The following is a 19,232-nucleotide window of genomic DNA, read 5'->3' as shown; positions in this document are numbered from 1 at the left end:
TACAATTTACAAATCATGCGCTTCCAGAAGCAAACTTTTAATCTCATTAAGCATCATTGCCGTTGCACCCCACACCACATAATTATTCAGTTTAAATGCAGGTACATCAGGCAACTCTGCATAAGAAGTGATTATTTTCTGAGTAATAACGCTGTTTTTAGATAGAAAATCGGTCACATTTACCTCAATAATGGCTTCTACCTCTGCGTCTTCTTTAATAAAATGAGGTGTATTTGTCGTGAACCCAATAAATGGCTGAACCCAGAAATTACTTGGCGGGATATAAATTTCAGTCATTTGCTTCAGAACAGTAATTTCCTCTTTTTTAACCCCTATCTCTTCTTGAGTTTCGCGCAAAGCGGTTTCTTTCAGATCCTTATCATATATTTCTGCCTTACCACCGGGAAAACCAACCTGATTACTATGTACTCCTTTATAGGTTTTTCTTAAAATGAGTGCTAATTTCGCTTCACGCGAAAGAGAGGGATAAAACAGCGCTAAAACACCCGCCCATCTGGGATTTCTTTTTTCAATATCTGTCTCATTTATTTCTCTAAGTCGTTCAAGTGGGGCCATCTCATATTGGGCAGACTCGCCCGGTAAAGACAATTTGCCTATTTTTGATAACTGTTCCTGAAAATCTTTAAACTGCATCTATGCGTAAGTTATTTTATGTTTTTATCGCCTGTCTATTTTTAGTAAACACAAGCTGTGAAGATAAAAAAACAGGTTCACAAAAAACACAAACAGACATTTCTAAAACTAAAAAAGATACTTCTGCTAAAGCGAAAAGTAAGGCAGAGAATGACAAGCTAAAGAAAAAACTGGGTTCTATAATTGAATCTCAGGCAGATCTAAAACCATTCCTGAAAGAGTATGGCAAGAATAACCCGGAAACGCGGGTTAGACTAAAAACGAGTTTTGGCGATATAGATCTGGAGCTGTACACAGATACTCCTTTGCATCGAGCTAATTTTATTCTTCTGGTAAAACAAGATTACTTTCACAATACGATGATGCATCGCGTGGCTAAAGGTTTTGTTATACAGGGCGGAAATAGTGATGGCTACGAAACGCCAAAAAAACGCCAGAAAATAGGTAATTACCTCATCCCAAATGAATCAAGACCTAATCACCCTCACGTGCGTGGCGCGTTAAGTGCTGCAAAATATACTGAGCAGAACATAAGTGATGCTTCTTCTCCGTTTGAATTTTTTATTGTTCAGGCACCTAACGGCGCTCATCATTTAGACGGGGAACACACAGTCTTTGGTAGAGTTACTAAAGGTATGGATGTGGTTGATGAGATAAACAAGGTTGAAGTAGATGGTAATGAATGGCCTATTGATAACATCTACATAGATATGGAACTGCTTGACTAATTAATTTTCAAAAGTCTTGGGATAAATAGAAGGCAGACTAAGACTAAATTTTACAGCAAGCGTACGTATTATAATTATAGTTGATCCTGCGAGAACAGCCACCATTGTAGGTCCCAAAGCAGAATGTGACAACAGCACATACATCACTCCGCCGGCAATACATGCGCTCGCATATATCTCTTTTCTAAAAATAATAGGTATCTCAGTACACAGGATATCTCTTATAACTCCGCCAAAACAGGCAGTTATAGTACCCAGAGCAACACAAATTAATGGATTGAGATTAATTTTTAATCCTATCTCAACACCAGCGATTGTATACATAGCAATCCCAATTGTATCAAAAAGAAATAACGATGTACGCAGATATTTAAGCCATTTTCTAAAAACGATAGCAAAAATTGTGGTTGCAATAATAACGTAGGTAAATGTGCTATTTAGCATCCAGGTTACCGGTGTTTTACCAATTAGCAGATCACGTATAGTACCCCCGCCCACAGATGTAACAGTCGCAATAATGAGAATACCAAACACATCCATCTTCTTTTTTATTGCAGTAAGTACGCCTGAAATTGCAAAAGAAACGGTACCCAGGATATCAACTATATCTGTAAAACTCTCCATTACTGCTGGGTATAAAAATTATAATCCTTAAGCACTCTTTCTACAAAAACAAGCGGTTTTTCTTCAGGGATTATCTGCATTTTTTCTGCTAGTTTATGTGATAATTTAACGATCACATTGTGATTTCCCTTTTGCCTTGCTTGTGTAAAAACCGTTTTTACGGTTTGCATATCCTTATCTGAAAATACAGTTACCTGCGGATATTTTGCCTGATAATTCTCTGGTATATCTTCCATTAAAGTTTGACTAAGCCGCACACGCTTCTTCTCATTGATAACGGTTGTTCCTGCACCCATATCACCCAGACGCTGCCCTTTACCAGTCAAAAGAATGGTTAGTATAGCAACTCCCCCACTTGTCAAACTTATATCAATAACTCTCATGATCCAGCGCACAAAAAAACTTCCTAACCCCGGTTTAGAACCATCTAGTTTTACCACTCTAAGATTAAAAGCTGCTTTGCCGGGAGTACGCCCATTCCATAAAGTTTCAAACAAAAGATGGTATAAAAATGTAGGAATACCAAGCACCATAAAAAATATGCTGAGTGAAGTGGTATTGTTTGTGGTTATCCCAAAACCTGCCAGTGCAAATAAAGAAATTACCCAATACGCTATAATAATTACAGCGTCAACAAGATAGCCTAATATCCTATCACCTATACCAGCTACATTTTGCTGTATGGTAACATTTTGAGCTGTTTCGATTTGAAAATTATCCATTAATTCTTTTTCTTTACCATCCTAACAACTAGACCATGCGCGAGGCGGCATTTGTGAAGCAAAATAAGGATAAATGGTTAAGATTTGAAAACGTTCTTCTCAATAATAAATCTGAAATAAAACCAGATGAATTATCTGCTTTATATGTAGAGGTTACAGATCATTTAAGTTATGCGAATACGTTCTATCCCGGAAGCAAAACCGCAGAATATCTTAACCATCTTGCATCGCAATCACATCAAAAAATATATAAGGCCAAGCGAGAATCTAAAAACAGATTTATAACCTTTTTCACAAGGGAGTTCCCTTTGCTTTTTTATCAATACCAGCCACAATTACTAATTGCATTTGCAACATTTATCCTATTTTCGGTAATTGGAGCGTATAGTGCAGCTACAGATGGTGCTTATGTGAGAAGCATTATGGGCGATGGTTATGTAAATCGCACACTTGAAAATATAGCCAATAAAGATCCTATGGCTATTTACAAAGATGCTAATGAGATAGAAATGTTTATGGGCATCACGGTAAACAACATTAAGGTAGCTTTGTTTGCTTTTATATTTGGAATTTTAATTGGTGTAGGCTCCTTATTTATAATGATGCGTAACGGCGTAATGCTAGGCTCCTTTCAATACTTTTTTTACGATAAAGGAATGCTTTGGGACTCTGCCCGCACAATTTGGATTCATGGTACAATAGAGATTTCGGTTATAATTATTGCAGGATGTGCAGGTCTCGTGCTGGGTAATGGTATTTTATTCCCGGGGACGTTTACGAGACTAGAATCTTTTAAAATAAAACTTAAAGATGGTCTTAAGATCGTTATAAGCACTATCCCCTTTTTTATAATCGCAGGCTTTCTAGAAGGTTTTGTGACCAGACATACAGAAATGCCAGATTGGCTAGCTGTATTAATAATTGGTCTTTCTTTGAGTTTAATTTTATTTTATTACGTTATTTATCCCCGAATTGTTTACAAGAAAAACCAACAACTAAATGAAAGAATACATAGTCTTTAAAAGACAACGTGAATTAGGTGAGATACTGTCTGATACTTTTAAATTCATTAGACTGGAATACAAACCTCTGTTTAGCGCTTTAGTCAAAAATGCAGGAATACCATTTTTGGTTTTACTTGCTGCAGCAGGCTTTAATGCGGCTACGGCAACTGATTTTACAGATATAACCGGAGGCATCTTTAGAAGTGGAAATGTTATAATGGGCGTGCTTTTTTTAATGGTTGCACTGTTGTTTTATTACGGCTTTCTTTACGGAACCGTCTTAAATTATATAAAGTCATATATAGAAAATGAAGGAAATGTAAATCAGGAACAAATCTCACAAGCTGTACGAGCTAACCTAGGCGGACTTGTAGGTCTAGGTGTTCTTTCAGCAATTATTCTAATTGCAGGTTTTGTAGTTTGTATACTTCCCTGTGTATATCTTTCAGTACCATTATCTCTTGTTTTTGCGATCATGATATTTAGAGGAAGAGGAATTAGCGATTCTATTTCAGAAAGTTTCGTTTTGATCAAAGGTGAATGGTGGGTAACCTTCGCAACCATAATCGTAGTAAGTCTGGTTGTTTACCTTATAGGTATGGTTTTTCAGGTTCCTGTAATTATTTACACAATTATTAAAGGACTTACAAGTTCTTCTGAAATTTCTAACGGTGATTTCTCTAGTATGTTCGATTGGGTTTATATTACTCTTAATGTAATCGCTTCTGCCGTATCATATATCTTGTATGCCGTGGTTGCTATAGCATCTGCTTTTATTTATTACAACCTGAACGAAACAAAAAACCAGACAGGGACTTTAGAACGCATTGATAGCATAGGCGATAACATTTAATGACACGATTAAAACTCATTTGTTTTTTCTCTATTATCCTTTTCTACACCCAGAATTGTAGGGTTTATGGTCAGGACTCTTTAGCTATAAAACAGGAAATAAAAATTGATAGTAGTCATGTAGATCCTGTGATTTTTAGTGATAATGCTATTGAAGATTATAGAAGAACAGATGATTTTAAATACATAGAATATAAAGCTCCAGACAATTGGTACACGCGCTTCAAGCAATGGCTAAGCGATATTTGGGCGTCTATTATAGACTGGATTCTAGACGGCGATCAGGCTCAAGGTTTTTTGGCTTTACTTATTAAAGCACTTCCCTATCTTATTTTAATTGCTGTGCTCACTTTCATTATCTGGCTTTTCATAAAAATTGACACCGGCGGCACTCCACTACTGGCAAGGTCTGGCAGTAATGTGATTTTAAGCAGCGAGCAGGAGATCTTAGAACGAGAGGATATACGCAAATTGATTCAGCAAGCTGTGGCTGCTAATAATTACCGGCTGGCAGTGCGCTATTATTACCTCCTCGCTTTGCAGCAATTAAAAGACAAGGATGTTATAGACTGGCAGGTACAAAAGACAAATCACGACTACGTTTATGAGATTAAAAACAATGATGTGCGACAACAATTTGTAAAGGTCACACGCATTTATGATTTTATTTGGTACGGTAGTTTTGTTGTAGATACGTCAGCTTTCGCGAAAGCGGAAAAAGAATTTAAAAAGCTTCAGGACCTCGTATGAATAGAAGCTACAAAATAATGGCCACCCTTTTAATTGGGCTCATCACTTTTCTTATCGTGGCAGAGGCTTTACAGCCAGATCCTATCAATTGGTTTGAGAGTTATAATAAGATTGACAAAATACCCTTTGGCAGTTATATTTTTTATGAAGAACTAGACAAAAATCAGGATCTGGAAACAGAAAATGTAAAAGTGCCTCCGTTTGAATTCTTGCTAGATTCTACTGTTAGCGGCACTTATTTCTTTGTAAATAATAGTGTATATTTTGACAGCGCAGAAGCAAACAAAATTTTAAACTGGGTAGAGCAAGGCAATACCCTTTTCATCTCTGCCACTGCTATTAGCAAAACTATACTTGACTCACTCAATCTGGAAACAGCTTATTATAAAGCCTCTAAACAGATTACGAAACGACCGCTGCTTAATTTGAGTAATCCCGAATTGAAAAGTGAGACACCATACTCTATCAAAAAAGATATAAACACTGTGTATTTTGATAAAATAGACACAGTCAATACTACCGTTCTTGGCACTTATGATCTTATTAGAAATAATGATTCTACCCAGATCGCAGAACCAAAAGTCAACTTCATTAAAGTTCCCTACAAAAAGGGTTCTGTAGTATTACATACCTTCCCTCAGGCTTTTACTAATTACTTTATGCTGGGTGAAAAAAACAGCGATTATACGGGTAAAATCCTCTCTTATGTGCCAAAAAACGCAAAGATCTATTTAGACCACTATTACAAATCGGGTAAATCATTCAATTCATCACCACTGTATATGGTGCTTAATAACAAATACCTGCGTTGGGCTTACTATACAATAATCATAATCGCATTGCTTTATGTTTATTTTGAAGGTAAACGTAAACAGCGCAGTATTCCTGTGGTAAAACCACTAGCCAATCAAACCTTAACTTTTACTCGCACGATCGCAGGTATGTATCTGGAGAAAGGCGAAAACAAGCAAATAGCACAACACCAGATCAATCATTTTATGGAATTTCTACGCAGCCATTATTCCATTGCGACAGCTGAGCAGGGATCTGAATTTGTAGAAAAGATTGCCGCAAAAAGCCAGACGCCTTTAGCCGAAGTAAAAGAACTGATAGATTACATAATTTTGATTCAGCAAAAAGCGCATATTTCTCAAATCGAATTAATAGCGCTTAACAAGAAAATAGAACACTTTAAAGCCATGTATAATGGAAGAAGATAAAAATATACCAGAGGAGATCAATTTACCGCAAAATACTGATGCAGATCAATCACCTGCTGAAGACATTGATTTTAAAAGCAGACTTCCTTTAGAAGAACTGCGCGATGCCGTTGATAAGCTAAAGGCAGAATTGGGTAAAGTGATTATTGGGCAACATGAATTTATCGAGTTGCTTATCGTGGCGTTACTTTCAGACGGGCATGTTTTGATAGAAGGTGTTCCCGGAATTGCAAAAACGATTACCGCTAAACTTTTCGCTAAAACGTTGCATACAGACTTTAGTCGTATTCAGTTTACGCCAGATCTTATGCCAAGTGATGTGTTGGGAACTTCTATTTTGAACATGAAAACCAGCGAATTTGAGTTCAAAAACGGTCCAATCTTCTCAAATATCGTCCTTATAGATGAAATAAATCGCGCTCCCGCGAAAACCCAAGCCGCTCTTTTTGAGGTTATGGAAGAGCGACAGGTTACTATAGACGGGCATAAGTACAGCATGCAGCCACCATTTATGGTTCTTGCCACACAAAACCCAATAGAGCAGGAAGGTACATACGCCCTGCCTGAAGCACAACTGGATCGTTTTCTCTTTAAAATAAAAGTCTCTTATCCTGACTTACAGGACGAAATCGCTATTTTAAAAAGTCATCATGAGCGACATGTAAAACCTACAGAAAATATTGATGTTGTGCTTACGCCAGAGAAACTTTTGGCTTTTCGCCAACTAACTCATGAAGTAATTATAGAAGAAAAGATTCTTAATTACATCGCAGAAATAACTGTAAAATCGAGAACACATCCTCATTTATATTTGGGCGGTTCACCTCGTGCTTCAATTGCCATTATGAATGCTGCCAAAGCTTTTGCAGCAATAAACGGAAGAGATTTTGTCACTCCGGAAGATGTAAAACGATCTGTTATCCCGGTTATGAGACATCGTGTAATTCTTTCGCCAGAGCGAGAAATGGAAGGCATGACTCCGGAAACTGTAATAGAAATGCTTGTACAGGCTGTTGAAATTCCCCGCTAGTGCTCGTTATAAACTTTATAAAATCACTTTATCTCACTAAGCGCGTTTTTTACGCCCTTGCGATTATTGCGGTTATTTTCCTGTTTTCATATTGGTTTCACCTGTTTAATCTGGCGGGTTGGTTAGCTCTTTGGGCCCTGTTTTTATTAGTTACAATTGACGCTGTAGCTCTTTTTAGATTAAAAAACGGGATCACAGCTACAAGAGATCTGCCTGAAAAATTCTCTAATAGCGACCCCAATATTGTTCCTGTTACTATCGCTAATAAATACAAATTCAAAGTACATATAAATGCCATCGATGAAATCCCGGTACAGTTTCAAAAAAGGGATTTCTCTAAAGAGCTGGACATCAATGGAGGTTCATCTGGTAAATTCTCGTATGAAATTACTCCGGTTGAAAGAGGTGAATACATTTTTGGTAATCTTAACCTTTATGTATCTTCTGCTTTGTCTCTTACCGTTAGGCGTTACAAATTTGAAAAAGATCAGCTTGTAAAAGTGTATCCTTCATTTATACAAATGAAAAAATATGCTTTTCTCTCCATTGACAATAAACTCACACAATACGGACTCAAAAAAATTAGGCGCATTGGCCACACGATGGAGTTTGAGCAAATTAAAGATTATGTCACAGGTGATGATGTGCGTACCATAAACTGGAAAGCGACAGCAAAACGTGCCGCTTTAATGGTTAACCAGTTTCAGGATGAAAAATCGCAGCCCGTTTATTCGCTAATAGACGCAAGCCGAGTAATGAAAATGCCTTTTGAAGGTCTTACTCTTCTAGATTATGCTATAAACAGCACCCTTGCTTTTAGCAATATTGCGCTTAAAAAAGGAGATAAAACGGGAATGGTCACCTTTAGCAATACTATACAAAATCACCTTGCTGCCAGCAGTAAAAAAACACATCTCAATACTATTCTTGAGGTTCTTTACAATATAAACACACGTTTTCTTGACAGTGATATGGGTCTGCTTTATGCTGAAGTAAAACGAAAAATAACCCATCGCAGCCTGCTTTTATTGTATACTAACTTTGAGCACATCACTTCTCTACAAAGACAACTACCCTATCTCATGGGTCTTTCTAAAAAACATGTACTGGTTGTCATCTTTTTTGAAAATACAGAATTTGATGACCTTATAACAAAACCAGCTTTAGATACCGCAGAGATTTATCATAAAACTATTGCTCAAAAAATGGAGTATGATAAAAAATTAATGGTTAAAGAATTAGAAAAATATGGTATACAAGCTGTTCTTACTAAACCTAAAGACCTAACCGTAAATACCATAAATAAATATCTTGAGATAAAAGCACGAGGTATTTTATAAGATTAAATATACTTCTTGTAATAAAACCCATTTTCGAAATCATTTTCTGCTTTCAAAAAAACCACCTGACAGTATTTAAATTATTCTGTTAAACTTTGAAGTTTTAAACCTTGATGTTTACTGAACATACGCTTATCTTTGCAACCTAAATTTTAAGTATGATCCAGGTTACTTTGCCAGACGGCAGTGTAAAAGAAGTTGAGCAGGGTACTACTCCCTTAGATGTAGCTAACAGCATAAGTGCAGGTCTTGCACGCAATGTGATTTCAGCTAAATATAACGACACAACGGTTGAGACGAAAACACCTTTAACAGAAGATGGTTCACTTGTTCTTTATACCTGGAATGATGAAGAAGGTAAAAAAGCATTCTGGCATTCAAGTTCTCACATTTTGGCACAAGCCCTTGAAGAGCTGTATCCCGGTGTTAAATTGACCATTGGTCCTGCAATAGATAAAGGATTTTATTATGATGTTGACTTAGGAGATCGTTCTTTAAGCGAGAATGACTTTAAAAAAATCGAGGATAAGATGCTCGAAATCGCACGTGGTAAGCACGATTTTGCCATGCGAAGTGTGACCAAAGCTGAAGCTCTCAATTTCTACAAAAACCAGGGCAATGAGTTTAAAGTAGAACTTATAGAAAACCTGGAAGATGGCACTATCACATTCTGTGATCACGATACATTTACAGATTTATGTCGCGGCGGTCATATTCCCAATACCGGAATTGTAAAAGCCGTTAAATTAATGAGTGTTGCCGGCGCTTACTGGCGAGGTAATGAAAAAAATCCACAGCTTACCCGAGTTTATGGTATTTCATTCCCCAAGCAAAAAGAACTTACAGAATATCTCGAATTGCTTGAAGAGGCAAAAAAAAGAGACCATAGAAAATTAGGTAAGGAGCTTCAACTTTTTACCTTTTCACAAAAAGTAGGTCAGGGACTGCCACTTTGGCTTCCTAAAGGTGCCGCTTTACGCGAAAGATTAGAAAATTTCTTAAAAGCTGCACAGAAGAAAGCTGGTTATGAGATGGTGGTTACACCACACATTGGCCATAAAGAACTGTATGTGACTTCGGGTCACTATGCAAAATATGGTGAAGACAGTTTTCAACCTATTACTACTCCATCAGAAGGTGAAGAATTCCTTCTAAAACCAATGAATTGCCCGCATCATTGTGAGATCTACAATTCTGTACAATGGAGTTACAAAGATCTTCCTAAACGCTTTGCAGAATTTGGTACTGTATATCGTTATGAGCAAAGTGGTGAACTGCACGGTTTAACTCGTGTACGCGGCTTTACTCAGGATGATGCGCATATATTTTGCACACCAGATCAATTAGACGATGAGTTTAAAAAAGTAATCGATCTTGTGCTTTATGTTTTTGGCTCTTTAGGTTTTGAAAATTTTACAGCACAAGTTTCTCTGCGTGATCCTGATAATAAAGAAAAATACATCGGTTCTGACGAGAACTGGCACAAGGCAGAGCAAGCAATTATAAATGCTGCAGAAGAAAAAGGGCTTAATTATGTTATTGAGACTGGTGAGGCAGCTTTTTACGGTCCCAAGCTTGATTTTATGGTACGTGATGCCTTAGGTCGCAGCTGGCAATTGGGCACAATACAGGTAGATTATAATTTACCAGAGCGTTTTGAACTAACATACAAAGGAAGTGACAATGAAGAGCACAGACCGGTGATGATACACCGTGCACCCTTTGGCAGTATGGAGCGCTTCATTGCCATACTGTTAGAACATACGGGCGGCAATTTCCCTCTGTGGTTAATGCCAGAACAGGCTATCATATTAACCCTCAGTGAGAAATATGAGAAATACGCCGAAAATGTTTTAAATTTGCTAGAAAATCACGAAATTCGCGCCCTTATAGATGGACGCGGAGAAACCATGGGTAAAAAAATTCGGGAAGCCGAAATGAATAAATTACCCTTTATGTTGATCGTTGGCGAGAAAGAAGCAAATGATGGTACGGTTTCTGTACGTAAACATGGTGGTGAAGATTTAGGATCGATGACCGTAGAAGAATTTGCGGGTATCATCAATAACCAGATCAACCACACACTAAAGAAATTTGAAGTTTAATTAAAATTATATAGCCATAGCAATACGTAGAAAAAGATCAAGAGGCCCTGCAAGGGTTCAGAAGACGGACAAACACAATATCAACGAGAAAATACGTGCTCGCGAAGTACGATTAGTAGGTGATAATGTAGAGATGGGCGTAACCCTCACCAGTAAGGCACTGGAAATCGCAGAAGAACAAGGCCTGGACCTGGTTGAAATATCACCTAATGCAGAACCACCGGTTTGCAAGGTGATGGACTATAAGAAATTCGTTTACGAGCAGAAAAAGCGCGAAAAAGTCATGAAGTCTAAAGCGACTAAAGTGATCGTAAAAGAAATTAGGTTTGGTCCCAACACAGATGATCACGACTACGATTTTAAAAAGAAACATGCGATTAAGTTCCTTGAAGAAGGGGCTAAATTAAAAGCATATGTTTTCTTTAAAGGCCGTTCTATAATTTATAAAGATCAGGGTCAAATCTTACTTTTAAGATTAGCTCAGGATCTTGAAGATTATGGTAAAGTAGAACAGATGCCAAAATTAGAAGGTAAACGTATGATTATGTTTATCGCACCTAAGAAAGCAAAATAGATCAATCATCGCGGTTGACTAAAGATAATAAGCGGATTAAAAATAACTAGGAAGATGCCTAAAATGAAAACTAAATCCAGTGCTAAAAAGCGTTTCAAGCTTACAGGAACTGGTAAAATTAAAAGAAAGCACGCTTTTAAAAGTCACATTTTGACTAAAAAATCTAAAAAGCGCAAGCTTGCATTAACTCATGATACTGTTGTACATAAAGCAGATGAGGATAATGTAAAAATCATGTTACGCCTTAAATAAGAAGTAACCGGTTAAAATTATTATATAAACCCTGGAGTTAGGCAAAGAACTTATAAAAACACCTGTTCTTTATTAAAGTGGTAAATGCCCGCCTGCTACAAAAAAATTTAAAATTATGCCAAGATCAGTAAATTCCGTTGCTTCTAGAGCCAGAAGAAAAAAGGTTCTTAAGCAAGCCAAAGGTTACTTTGGAAGACGTAAAAACGTCTATACAGTTGCAAAAAATGCGGTTGACAAGGCTATGCTTTATGCATACCGTGACCGTCGTCAAAAGAAAAGAAACTTCCGTGCTCTTTGGATCACCCGTATCAATGCAGGTGCTCGTCTACACGGGATGTCTTATTCACAGTTTATGGGTAAAGTAAAAGCTAACGAGATCGAACTTAACCGTAAGGTTTTAGCAGATCTAGCTATGAATCACCCTGAAGCTTTTGAAGCAATCGTAAATCAAGTAAAATAGGGCTCACGCCTATTAAATAACATTATCCGCTTATAAAAAAAAGCCGTTAGTTTTAAACTAGCGGCTTTTTTAATTTATAAACTAAAAAACCTCCGCTTTACAGGAGGTTTTTATATCATTTTGACCGATTTTTCTACTGATTCCAAGTCAAAGTAATATCCAGTTCCATATCTGGATGTAAACTTTGAAGAACAGGACAGGTTCTGGCTGTATTTTCTAATATTGCTCTTGATTTTTCATCTACCGCTTCCGGAAGTTCAAGTTTAACTGCAACAGCAGAAATTCTTCTGGGGTTGGCTGCCATTGTTTTAGTTACTTCAGCTTTCGCGCCAGCTAAATCTACATTTAACTGAGCTGCTTTTATCCCCATAACTGTGATCATACAACTTGCCAGTGCCGTAGCAACTGTGTCTGTAGGTGAGAATGCTTCTCCCTTGCCGTTATTATCTGTGGGAGCATCTGTGATAAAAGAATTTCCCGATTTAAGATGTGTACACACTGTACGTAGATTTCCTTTATAGGTGACTGTACTTGTCATGGTATTAATTTTTAAGCATTCCTGAACGATCTATAGTATCTGTAGGGACCAAAACTTCTTCTAGCGATAGTTCTGGGCCATATTTCATAATGTAAACCGCTTTGTTATTATAACCGTTTGAATCTTTTACGTAGTTAAATTTATTCTCAACATAATGCGTTTCATAACCGCTATCTGCAGAGGCATACAGATCTTCTGCAGAAGCTAATCTTAATAAGGTATCAAATGTAATATCAAAACCACGTATCGCATAGCTATTAGGCTCTATGCCATATTTTGAGGTGTATCGCTCGAAAAAACTATTTGATCTATCGTTGAGAAACTCTTTATCTACAGATGGAAAATGAAAGTTCAAATTCATTAATGTAATGTTTGAAATATCATCACTCTCGTACGCACTACCCTTAAACGTTGTTAGAAGTGTGATTCTTTTATCCTGAACTTTTGTACTTAAATTAGTGGTCACATTACTGATTAAAGGAATGTCATTAGTCTCAAGAATTATCCAGTTTTCTGCAGTTTCAGAAATTTTTGCATTAAGATCATTTGCATTCAAATAATAGCCATTATCCCCTTTTCTAGGGTCAACTACTTTTGCATTTGGAATACGATTAAGCAGATCGTTCTTAACTTTTGAGTTCTTACCGTCTGCTATGATGATCACATTCTTACCGCTTGAAGAAATAGCTATGTAATCCATCATTTTTTGTCTTAAAATATCTTCAGTTGGGCGAGATTGAAAAATATTTGAACGCATTGTAACTCGGGGAGTCAATGGTGACACAACCGGCACATTGTAGCGTGCTAAAATAGAACTTGCTTTTTCTACATTAGCTCCCACAAATGGTCCTATTACAGCATCCATATCTGCAAAGTCGCTATTTGATAAAATATCTTCGATTTTACGTGAGTTTTGAGCGTTTTCTCTGCGTGTAAATTCGGTATCATAAATATACACTTGCGTGGAAACACCCAGTTGTTTAGCAGAATCTATCGCCATTAAAGCACCGCTGTAGAAGTCTAGTGCAATGCGCATGACACTGTTCTCTTTAAGCGCTTCTTTTCTCACATCTGAAGTATCACCCACTGTCTTGCTCACGTTAATAGGCAACATCATAGCAAGATGTTTTGTAGAAAAATTAGTAAGTTGTTGAGTTAGATCTACCTGTCCCGCATTTCCGGAAGCCGCCTCTGCACCTAGTATAGTTTTAGGCAGCTTCAAGATCATACCTTTTTTTAGTCCGTCAACTAAGGACGGATTTAGCTTAAGCAATTCATCTTCAGATATATCCCAGCGACGAGTTAATCTGAACATGTTTTCGCCTTGCTTTACTTCGTAAAATCCAAATTCAGAATTTTCTATAACAGCATTGTTAGTATACGACTTATCTGGTACATTTAAGATAGCACCTTCTTTAAGCCCATCAACTATCTGTGGATTCATCTCCTCAAGTTCGTCAATGGTGATTCCGTACATTGCAGCCAGACCATATTTCGTTTCCTTAGGTTTTACAATATGTTTTCTGTTTGTCTCTGCTGGTTTATCACCAGATGTTATTGCCTCACTATAATTCACCGGAATTTTTATTTCCTCGCCGGTTCTTAACTCTGCTGCATAAAGCTGCTTGTTATATCGCTTTATTACATCTTCTGGCACGTCATAAGTCTTTGACAAGCTGTATAAAGTCTCTCCTTTTTTAACTTTATGATATTTAAACTTTATGGGGTCTCCATCGTTATCACTATCTGTGGTATTTGAAACAGTATTATTACCAGGTAGTATTAATACCAGGCCTGGATACATATTATCTCTTGCTTCAGGATTTAACCTATACAATTCGTATACAGTTATGTTGTATTTATTTGCAATAGATGAAACTGTCTCACCCTGCTCAACCCGATGACTTGCATAAGACTGCTGCCCTATAGAAGCACAGCTAAATACAACGAATATTAAAAGGAATATTAAAGAAGCATTTTTCATGTACATAAAATTTTAAAATAAGGAGCTTTTAAGATTATTCCCACTCAATTGTAGCGGGCGGTTTTGAGCTTATATCATACACTACTCTATTAACGCCTTTTACTTTGTTTATTATATCATTTGAAACCTTTTGTAGAAAAGCATAAGGAAGATTTACCCAATCTGCAGTCATACCATCTGTACTCTCTACAGCGCGCAAAGCCACACATTTCTCATATGTACGTTCATCTCCCATAACGCCCACTGAGTCTACCGGAAGAAGCATAGCTCCTGCCTGCCAGACACTGTCATACAATCCCCAATCTTTTAGGCTATTAATAAAAATAGCATCAACCTCTTGTAAAATACGCACTTTTTCTGGTGTAATATCTCCTAATATACGTATTGCAAGACCAGGCCCGGGGAATGGATGTCTGCCTAATAACGCTTTATCCATACCCATTGTTGCTCCTACACGTCTCACTTCATCTTTAAAAAGCATGCGCAAAGGCTCAACCACTTTAAGCTTCATAAAATCTGGAAGTCCGCCTACATTATGATGTGATTTAATCGTTGCTGATGGTCCTCCTGTAGCAGATACAGATTCTATAACATCTGGATAGATTGTTCCCTGCCCCAACCATTGTGCACCTTCTACTAAATGCGCCTCATCGTCAAAAACCTCGATAAAAACGCGACCTATTGTTTTGCGCTTTTCTTCAGGGTCACTTAAGCCTGCTAATTCTGATAGAAATCTTGATGAAGCATCTACTCCTTTTACATTGAGCCCCATGCCTTCATATTGATCAAGTACATCCTGATATTCATTCTTTCGCAGTAAGCCGTTGTTTACAAATATGCAATGTAAATTCTTACCAATAGCTTTATGTAATAACATTGCTGCGACAGATGAATCTACACCACCAGAAAGACCCAGAATAACCTTATCATCAGGACCTATCTTCTTCTGAAGCTCTTCTACTGTTTCTTCTACAAAACTTGCCGGCGTCCAGTCTGGTTCTACGCCTGCAATATTGATAAGAAAATTGTGAAGAATCTGTTTCCCGTCTGTAGAATGATATACTTCAGGATGAAATTGTATAGCATACGTTTCTTCTCCCTCTAGCCTATAAGCCGCATTGAGCACATCTGACGTACTGGCAAGTCTTACCGCATTTTCAGGCAAATGTTTAATAGTATCACTATGGCTCATCCACACCTGGCTTCCCTCCTGTACTCCTTCAAAAAAAGGCTCTGCATCTTTAATAAATGAAAGATTAGCCCTGCCATATTCTCTCGTATTAGAAGCGCCAACTTCACCCCCATGAAAGTGTGCTAAATACTGGGCACCATAACAAACGCCCAGTAAAGGTTTTTTGCCTCTTATCTCGCTTAAATCAGGATGTGGAGCATCTTCTCCTCGTACTGAGAAAGGTGAACCCGAAAGAATTACTGCCTTATAGATACTAATATCATCAGGCAGTTTATTAAATGGTTTTATCTCACAGAAAATATTTAGCTCACGTATACGCCTTGCTATTAGTTGAGTATACTGAGAACCAAAATCTAGAATAAGAACATTATTGTGCATAAAGGAAACTTTGAGAGCCATTTAGAAACCAAAGTTTCAAGTCGGCTCTTGTTGCTATGAATTGCTGGCAAATTTAAGATTTTTATTCCCTTCTGTATATAAAAAGTGATTCTAAACGAGTCAATATAAATCGCTGTAGAATTAATGATTTTAGGATTGCGATTAAGTATTCTAAATAATTATTCATATTATTAGATAATATTTTATGAATAAAAATTATATTCAAGTTAAGAGAAATTTAAGACTAAATGACTTAATTTTAATAGTAAAACTAACAAAAACTGTGATACCAACTATTAACCAATACCATTCTAAAGAAGGATCTCACCCTTCTAATTTACTCGATGAAATTTTACATTTGAAGCTGAAACCATTTTGCCCGCATTCGTATGATACGCTTGAAGACAGGATGGTAAGCAATGTAAAAATGTATCAGAAACATTTCTCCCAGCCTAAAGCTGATCTTTTCCATAAGGTCTTTGTAACTCACGATCCTGCTTTTAAAAGAACACGTTATTTTTTCTCAGCGGTAGATGTCACTAATCATTATATCCAAGCACTAAAAAATTTAGTAAATAAGCTGTACAATCATTTTGGCCCTGATGACAGGGGATTTGAAGAGTTTACTAATAAAGACAAAAATGATATTCTGAAAAGCGGTTTTTTATGGGCCGGCCGTATTTGGAAAAAAAATTTATGTGGGTATGAAATCGTTGTAGAGGCTCATACTACAGAGTGGGTGTCTTTACTTGTCGTTGTACATCCTTAATCTAAGTGCTCTAATTATTTTATGCCTTCCACTGAGTAAGTACAGCACAATATTTGAAATAGAATAAATGTTATCTTGAGAGACTTATATATCAAACAGGTTAATATTTAAATTATGAAATATATCACAGCTGTAATATTTTCAATAGCCATAGTAGTTGCCGCTATTGTTTTAGGCAATGCATATATTGATCGTGCAAACCCTGATGGCACAATAGGTGTTACGGGGTTAGGCAGCGAAGATTTTACGTCTGATTTAATAGTCTGGGAGGCCGATTTTGTGCGTGTAAATCCCGATTTACAAGAGGCTTTTGCAGATCTAGCCAAAGATAAAGCCATAGTTAAAGAGTATCTTAAACAAAAAGGTATTGCTGAGAGTAGTATTATTTTTGAAGCTGTACGTACAAATGAACAACGCGAAAATCAATATCAAAATGGAAACTTTACAGGAAGTATTTTTGTGGGTTACGAACTGAGACAGACCATTCGAATAGAATCTACAGATGTAGAAAAAACAGAACTCGTTTCCAGAGAAATTACAGAACTACTCAATCAGGGAGTTCAATTACAGAGCAGTCCGCCTAGATATTATTACACAAAGTTAGCAGATCTCAAAATTGCAATGATCTCTAAAGCTACAGAAGATGCAAGAATGCGCGCTGAACAAATTGCTGAAAAAAGTGGTGGTAATTTAGGCAAGCTTAAAAGCGCAAAAATGGGAGTTTTTCAAATAACGGGTCAAAACAGCAGTGAAGATTATAGCTGGAGCGGCTCGTTTAACACTGTAGATAAGAAAAAGACTGCAAGTATTACAATGCGCTTAGAATATGAAATTGATTGAAAACTGTTGTTTTTATCCTATTAATTATCAGAAAATCAATCTTTCAGTCATTTTTTTTAGACTGCTCAATGCACCTGGATCATCGGGCAAAATTACGTATCAGTACAACTACAAATAGTACGATGAATATATAGAAAATCACTTTTGCTATGCTGGCAGCAGCACCTGCTATTACTCCAAAACCCAATACTGCAGCGATAAGTGCTACAACTAAAAAAATAACAATCCATTTTAACATCAGAAATCTGTTTTTAGAATTCAACTGAAATTAATAAATAAAAATAATATTTAAATTTTTATAAATAATTAATATTACCCTAATATTGTTAAAATTAATTAAATTATTCTTAGAATTCCTAACTAACATTAAACAAATCTATAATTAATAACAATAATCCCTAAAAATTATTTTATATTTGTCGAAATTATTATAAGTAGAATTTCCAACTCCTCAATTACAACACATGTCAATTTCAAATCAATTAAAATCTTTACGAGAATCTGCCGGGTACTCTCAGAAAAAAGTATCAGGTGAACTAGGTATCACGCAGGGAGCCTATTCCCTCATTGAAAACGGACAAAACTCTATTACAACAGAACACTTGCTTACTTTAAGTGGCTTGTATAGCGTCCCCACAGATTTTATCTTAAAAGGATCTAGAAACTCGATCATAATGTCTACAAATAATGGCTTTGTCCCTCTTATTAATGTAGAAGCTCGAGCTGGTTTTGTAGAAAACCGGGATAATGATGAATGGATGGGTGCTCTTGAAATGTTTAAGATACCTGGATTTGAACCGGCTCATGGCCAAAAACTTTTTGAAGTAGAAGGTGATAGTATGATCCCTACTTTAATGCACGGTGATATTTTAATAACTCAAAAGGCTGATGATCTAACTGAGATTTTAGATGGTTCTGTTGCTGTAATAGTAACTGAAAAATCTGTGCTTACTAAGCGTATCAAGAAAGACCTTAATAACAATGCTATTATTCTTATAAGCGACAACAGCAAATATGAGAGTATAACTTACTCGTTAAATAACGTTATTGAGATATTGATCGTGCGTGGCAAAATTACCAGTGCATTAAACATTATAGATATGGACGCAAATAAACGCGTTCAGCATCTAGAAAGTCAGGTAGAACGACTTCAACAGGATATGAGCAAACTCATTGAAAAAATAAGCAAACTTTAAAAACTAAAAAATCCCGGTAA

21 protein-coding genes are annotated in these 19,232 nt (G+C 36.6%); 14 read left to right on the top strand and 7 right to left on the bottom strand.

Going from position 1 to position 19,232, the window contains the following annotated elements; genetic code table 11:
• Window positions 1–6: 6 nt before the first annotated feature.
• Window positions 7–654, bottom strand: a complete 648-nt coding sequence (locus tag ACH3PA_RS13635) for an NUDIX hydrolase (protein ID WP_416443253.1) — start codon at window positions 652–654, stop codon at window positions 7–9.
• Window positions 655–656: 2 nt separating this feature from the next.
• Between ACH3PA_RS13635 and ACH3PA_RS13630 the strand changes: the two genes are divergently transcribed.
• A complete protein-coding gene (locus ACH3PA_RS13630; protein ID WP_416443255.1) occupies window positions 657–1,382 on the top strand; it encodes a peptidylprolyl isomerase in 726 nt (241 codons plus the stop codon).
• On the opposite strand, the gene ACH3PA_RS13625 is transcribed toward ACH3PA_RS13630, so the two are convergent.
• Together ACH3PA_RS13625 and ACH3PA_RS13620 are read right to left on the bottom strand one after the other, a co-directional pair.
• The gene (locus ACH3PA_RS13625; RefSeq protein ID WP_416443257.1) at window positions 1,383–2,006 is read right to left on the bottom strand and encodes a trimeric intracellular cation channel family protein; all 624 of its coding nucleotides are present in this window, start codon (window positions 2,004–2,006) and stop codon (window positions 1,383–1,385) included.
• A complete protein-coding gene (locus tag ACH3PA_RS13620; RefSeq protein ID WP_416443259.1) occupies window positions 2,006–2,728 on the bottom strand; it encodes an RDD family protein in 723 nt (240 codons plus the stop codon). Before ACH3PA_RS13620 ends, ACH3PA_RS13625 begins: the two co-directional genes overlap by 1 nt.
• A 35-nt stretch (window positions 2,729–2,763) precedes the next feature.
• Between ACH3PA_RS13620 and ACH3PA_RS13615 the strand changes: the two genes are divergently transcribed.
• From ACH3PA_RS13615 to rplT, 10 genes are all read left to right on the top strand, one after another.
• Entirely contained in the window at window positions 2,764–3,750 is a 987-nt protein-coding gene (locus tag ACH3PA_RS13615; RefSeq protein WP_416443261.1) for a stage II sporulation protein M, read from the top strand.
• The gene (locus ACH3PA_RS13610) at window positions 3,728–4,585 is read left to right on the top strand and encodes a hypothetical protein (protein WP_416443262.1); all 858 of its coding nucleotides are present in this window, start codon (window positions 3,728–3,730) and stop codon (window positions 4,583–4,585) included. Before ACH3PA_RS13615 ends, ACH3PA_RS13610 begins: the two co-directional genes overlap by 23 nt.
• Window positions 4,585–5,334, top strand: a complete 750-nt coding sequence (locus ACH3PA_RS13605) for a DUF4129 domain-containing protein (protein ID WP_416443264.1) — start codon at window positions 4,585–4,587, stop codon at window positions 5,332–5,334. The genes ACH3PA_RS13610 and ACH3PA_RS13605 overlap by 1 nt, the downstream gene beginning before the upstream one ends.
• A 17-nt stretch (window positions 5,335–5,351) precedes the next feature.
• Window positions 5,352–6,554 (top strand): DUF4350 domain-containing protein, encoded by a 1,203-nt coding sequence (locus ACH3PA_RS13600; RefSeq protein WP_416443266.1) that lies wholly within the window; start codon window positions 5,352–5,354, stop codon window positions 6,552–6,554.
• A complete protein-coding gene (locus tag ACH3PA_RS13595; RefSeq protein ID WP_416443268.1) occupies window positions 6,541–7,584 on the top strand; it encodes an AAA family ATPase in 1,044 nt (347 codons plus the stop codon). The genes ACH3PA_RS13600 and ACH3PA_RS13595 overlap by 14 nt, the downstream gene beginning before the upstream one ends.
• Window positions 7,584–8,924 carry a DUF58 domain-containing protein gene (locus ACH3PA_RS13590; protein ID WP_416443270.1) on the top strand — a complete coding sequence of 447 codons (1,341 nt, stop codon included), beginning with the start codon at window positions 7,584–7,586 and terminating at the stop codon, window positions 8,922–8,924. The genes ACH3PA_RS13595 and ACH3PA_RS13590 overlap by 1 nt, the downstream gene beginning before the upstream one ends.
• Before the next feature lie 158 nt (window positions 8,925–9,082).
• Window positions 9,083–11,029 carry a threonine--tRNA ligase gene (gene thrS / locus ACH3PA_RS13585; protein ID WP_416443272.1) on the top strand — a complete coding sequence of 649 codons (1,947 nt, stop codon included), beginning with the start codon at window positions 9,083–9,085 and terminating at the stop codon, window positions 11,027–11,029.
• 22 nt (window positions 11,030–11,051) lie between these two features.
• Window positions 11,052–11,603, top strand: a complete 552-nt coding sequence (gene infC / locus ACH3PA_RS13580; protein WP_416446736.1) for a translation initiation factor IF-3 — start codon at window positions 11,052–11,054, stop codon at window positions 11,601–11,603.
• A gap of 54 nt (window positions 11,604–11,657) precedes the next feature.
• A complete protein-coding gene (rpmI, locus tag ACH3PA_RS13575) occupies window positions 11,658–11,855 on the top strand; it encodes a 50S ribosomal protein L35 (RefSeq protein WP_416443274.1) in 198 nt (65 codons plus the stop codon).
• Window positions 11,856–11,970: 115 nt separating this feature from the next.
• Entirely contained in the window at window positions 11,971–12,315 is a 345-nt protein-coding gene (gene rplT, locus ACH3PA_RS13570; protein ID WP_416443276.1) for a 50S ribosomal protein L20, read from the top strand.
• 133 nt (window positions 12,316–12,448) lie between these two features.
• Here rplT and ACH3PA_RS13565 read toward each other — a convergent pair whose 3' ends face one another.
• Genes ACH3PA_RS13565 through guaA form a run of 3 tightly spaced genes read right to left on the bottom strand, consistent with a single transcriptional unit; the run spans window position 12,449 to window position 16,407 of the window.
• A complete protein-coding gene (locus ACH3PA_RS13565) occupies window positions 12,449–12,853 on the bottom strand; it encodes an OsmC family protein (protein ID WP_416443278.1) in 405 nt (134 codons plus the stop codon).
• Window positions 12,854–12,857: 4 nt separating this feature from the next.
• Window positions 12,858–14,837, bottom strand: coding sequence for a LysM peptidoglycan-binding domain-containing protein (locus ACH3PA_RS13560; RefSeq protein WP_416443280.1), 1,980 nt, complete (start codon window positions 14,835–14,837; stop codon window positions 12,858–12,860).
• Window positions 14,838–14,871: 34 nt separating this feature from the next.
• Window positions 14,872–16,407 (bottom strand): glutamine-hydrolyzing GMP synthase, encoded by a 1,536-nt coding sequence (gene guaA / locus ACH3PA_RS13555; RefSeq protein WP_416443282.1) that lies wholly within the window; start codon window positions 16,405–16,407, stop codon window positions 14,872–14,874.
• A gap of 205 nt (window positions 16,408–16,612) precedes the next feature.
• On the opposite strand from guaA, the gene ACH3PA_RS13550 reads away from it, so the two are divergent.
• Entirely contained in the window at window positions 16,613–17,176 is a 564-nt protein-coding gene (locus ACH3PA_RS13550) for a hypothetical protein (RefSeq protein ID WP_416443284.1), read from the top strand.
• A 114-nt stretch (window positions 17,177–17,290) separates the two neighbouring features.
• Complete coding sequence (locus ACH3PA_RS13545; protein ID WP_416443286.1) at window positions 17,291–18,016, top strand: SIMPL domain-containing protein; 726 nt, start codon at window positions 17,291–17,293, stop codon at window positions 18,014–18,016.
• Window positions 18,017–18,095: 79 nt separating this feature from the next.
• Here the strand turns inward: ACH3PA_RS13545 and ACH3PA_RS13540 are convergent, their stop codons facing one another.
• Complete coding sequence (locus ACH3PA_RS13540; protein WP_416448259.1) at window positions 18,096–18,254, bottom strand: DUF1328 domain-containing protein; 159 nt, start codon at window positions 18,252–18,254, stop codon at window positions 18,096–18,098.
• Between the two features lie 226 nt (window positions 18,255–18,480).
• Between ACH3PA_RS13540 and ACH3PA_RS13535 the strand changes: the two genes are divergently transcribed.
• Window positions 18,481–19,212, top strand: a complete 732-nt coding sequence (locus ACH3PA_RS13535; RefSeq protein WP_416443290.1) for an XRE family transcriptional regulator — start codon at window positions 18,481–18,483, stop codon at window positions 19,210–19,212.
• Window positions 19,213–19,232 lie beyond the last annotated feature (20 nt).

This window comes from Leeuwenhoekiella sp. A2 (genome assembly GCF_047946655.1).
Lineage (GTDB): Bacteria > Bacteroidota > Bacteroidia > Flavobacteriales > Flavobacteriaceae > Leeuwenhoekiella.
The sequence above is the reverse complement of the archived record's forward strand: the minus strand, read 5'-3'. Positions and strand labels throughout refer to the sequence as shown.

Bases quoted from the DNA above. Each gene is read 5' to 3' on its own strand.
- ACH3PA_RS13635 (WP_416443253.1), bottom strand. From the start codon at position 654: ATGCAGTTTAAAGATTTTCAGGAACAGTTATCAAAAATAGGCAAATTG.
- ACH3PA_RS13630 (WP_416443255.1), top strand. From the start codon at position 657: ATGCGTAAGTTATTTTATGTTTTTATCGCCTGTCTATTTTTAGTAAAC.
- ACH3PA_RS13625 (WP_416443257.1), bottom strand. From the start codon at position 2,006: ATGGAGAGTTTTACAGATATAGTTGATATCCTGGGTACCGTTTCTTTT.
- ACH3PA_RS13620 (WP_416443259.1), bottom strand. From the start codon at position 2,728: ATGGATAATTTTCAAATCGAAACAGCTCAAAATGTTACCATACAGCAA.
- ACH3PA_RS13615 (WP_416443261.1), top strand. From the start codon at position 2,764: ATGCGCGAGGCGGCATTTGTGAAGCAAAATAAGGATAAATGGTTAAGA.
- ACH3PA_RS13610 (WP_416443262.1), top strand. From the start codon at position 3,728: ATGAAAGAATACATAGTCTTTAAAAGACAACGTGAATTAGGTGAGATA.
- ACH3PA_RS13605 (WP_416443264.1), top strand. From the start codon at position 4,585: ATGACACGATTAAAACTCATTTGTTTTTTCTCTATTATCCTTTTCTAC.
- ACH3PA_RS13600 (WP_416443266.1), top strand. From the start codon at position 5,352: ATGGCCACCCTTTTAATTGGGCTCATCACTTTTCTTATCGTGGCAGAG.
- ACH3PA_RS13595 (WP_416443268.1), top strand. From the start codon at position 6,541: ATGGAAGAAGATAAAAATATACCAGAGGAGATCAATTTACCGCAAAAT.
- thrS (WP_416443272.1), top strand. From the start codon at position 9,083: ATGATCCAGGTTACTTTGCCAGACGGCAGTGTAAAAGAAGTTGAGCAG.
- rpmI (WP_416443274.1), top strand. From the start codon at position 11,658: ATGCCTAAAATGAAAACTAAATCCAGTGCTAAAAAGCGTTTCAAGCTT.
- rplT (WP_416443276.1), top strand. From the start codon at position 11,971: ATGCCAAGATCAGTAAATTCCGTTGCTTCTAGAGCCAGAAGAAAAAAG.
- ACH3PA_RS13565 (WP_416443278.1), bottom strand. From the start codon at position 12,853: ATGACAAGTACAGTCACCTATAAAGGAAATCTACGTACAGTGTGTACA.
- ACH3PA_RS13560 (WP_416443280.1), bottom strand. From the start codon at position 14,837: ATGAAAAATGCTTCTTTAATATTCCTTTTAATATTCGTTGTATTTAGC.
- guaA (WP_416443282.1), bottom strand. From the start codon at position 16,407: ATGCACAATAATGTTCTTATTCTAGATTTTGGTTCTCAGTATACTCAA.
- ACH3PA_RS13550 (WP_416443284.1), top strand. From the start codon at position 16,613: ATGAATAAAAATTATATTCAAGTTAAGAGAAATTTAAGACTAAATGAC.
- ACH3PA_RS13545 (WP_416443286.1), top strand. From the start codon at position 17,291: ATGAAATATATCACAGCTGTAATATTTTCAATAGCCATAGTAGTTGCC.
- ACH3PA_RS13540 (WP_416448259.1), bottom strand. From the start codon at position 18,254: ATGTTAAAATGGATTGTTATTTTTTTAGTTGTAGCACTTATCGCTGCA.
- ACH3PA_RS13535 (WP_416443290.1), top strand. From the start codon at position 18,481: ATGTCAATTTCAAATCAATTAAAATCTTTACGAGAATCTGCCGGGTAC.